The organism is Alteromonas sp. 14N.309.X.WAT.G.H12 (assembly GCF_036697315.1).
In the GTDB taxonomy this organism is placed as follows: Bacteria; Pseudomonadota; Gammaproteobacteria; order Enterobacterales; family Alteromonadaceae; genus Alteromonas.
Map to the genome: position 1 here is coordinate 1 of NZ_JBAHZB010000211.1, position 1,817 is coordinate 1,817.

Below are 1,817 nucleotides of genomic sequence, written 5' to 3' on the forward strand. Positions count from 1 at the left end.
CCTGGGGTGACACCGCCTAAGCGGGAAAGCTTTGGGATGACATTAATTAAAACCGTCATGCCCCATGAGCTCAATGGCAAAGTGGATATTGAGTTTGCTGCCGATGGCGTTAAGGGCGAGTTTGTTGTTCCAAGACAGCACTTAATAACCGACGAAACCACCGTCGCAGAGCCGGAAACGGTGACACCGGCTCCCTTATTGAAGGGGCGGACGTTGCCAGAACACGCGCTGGTGGTGGAAGATAGCCTGATTATTGCCCTTGATCTGCAAAAACGCTTAACCCATTTAGGCGTTGGCCATGTTGATATCGCCGGCAGTATTGAGCAAGCACAAATTAAAGTAAATCAGCGCTTGCCGGCACTGGCATTGTTTGATGTTCACCTTGGTCATGAAACAACTCTGGCATTGATTAAAAAATTAAAAATGCAAAAAGTACCCATTGTAATTATTAGCGGATATGGTGAAGATTTGGTCTTACCATCAGAATTGCAGGATGTTCCGTTATTAACAAAGCCGGTGGCAGAGAACCAGCTTACTCGCGCGTTGGTGTCAATTCTGTGATGTTGTCAGGTCGATAGGAAGTACTCATGAACTTATTGGAGAATAAACGCGTACTGGTGGTGGAAGATACCACCATTGCTGCTACCTATTTGGCCAGAGAGCTGACAAACCTGGGCGCAGAGGTGGTGGGGCTGGCCCGTTCTGAAGAGCAGGCCGTTGCCATGGCCGCAGAACTAACCCCTGAGCTTATCATGATGGATATCCACCTTGCCGATGGTGGCAGTGGCATTGCTGCTGCCCAAAAAATCAGTGAGCAACACCGTACTCCTTTGATTTATACCACGTCGTTTTCTGATGATGCCACATTAGGGCGGGCGTTGGAGACGGCGCCTTATGGTTATATCGTCAAACCCTTTGACGCTAAAGCGATAAAAGTTTGTTGCGAAACCGCGCTAAAACGCTTTGCTTTGGAAGAGTCCATGAGCGGCACTGAAGAACGCTTAAAAGTGGTTGCCGAGGCGGCCCTTTGTGGCATTGCCAATTTAAATGAAACCGGCAGCCATTTTGTGTTTTCCGGCGTTGAAAGTTTTCGTCACCGGTTAGGCGCAGCTACGGATATACCTTATCCCCAGTTTGTGACCTTATTTGATCCTGCCGATAGGGCGGAAGTGGAATCACAAATTACCGCGAATACCTCGTTTCGTAAAACCATTCCTTTACTGGACGACAATAAAAATGAATGGCTCGATGTCATCTTCAGTGATATTCAGCTTGTTGATGGCGTGGTGAAAGTGGGCGCCATTGTGGATGTAACGGAAAAGCCCCGTGAGCACAAAAAGCTGCAACTTTCCCAAGTGATTGTAGAGCACCTAGCCGAAGGCGTTGCCATTGTCGATGAACAGTGTCGAGTCCTGGCCGCTAACGCCGCGTTTATGGACTTTTTAGGTCAAGCATTTCCCCCCACTGAGCATACCCGTTTGCAAGACAGTAACGTTTGGAAAACACTGTTTGCGTCGTTTATTATGCAAGAACCGCCGGCAATTCAACGACAGAAAGTGCCTCTCAATTTAGCCGATGGAACCCGATTTGAAGCCTTTGTCACCGTCTCTCAGATGCCACTTAAGGACGGTCGCGAACAATTTGTTGTTACTATCTCCAATTTCAGTGGTTTAAATAGCGCAGAACAAAAACTGGAAGAGATGGCCTTTACTGATCCCTTAACTGGGGTAGGTAATCGTAATTATCTAAAGCTGATACTCAATGAAAGCCTGTTTACCGCGGGGATCCAGTCATTACTGTTTCTTGATCTCGATGGT

General features: G+C 47.7%; 2 protein-coding genes. Both read left to right on the top strand.

Annotation, left to right across the window (positions count from 1 at the left end; all coding sequences use genetic code 11):
• The coding region (locus tag V5298_RS20520; protein ID WP_332933268.1) for a response regulator at positions 1-561 on the top strand (561 nt) is incomplete at its 5' end.
• Positions 562-587: 26 nt separating this feature from the next.
• A partial coding sequence (locus V5298_RS20525) for a response regulator (RefSeq protein WP_332933269.1) occupies positions 588-1,817 on the top strand: 1,230 nt, incomplete at its 3' end.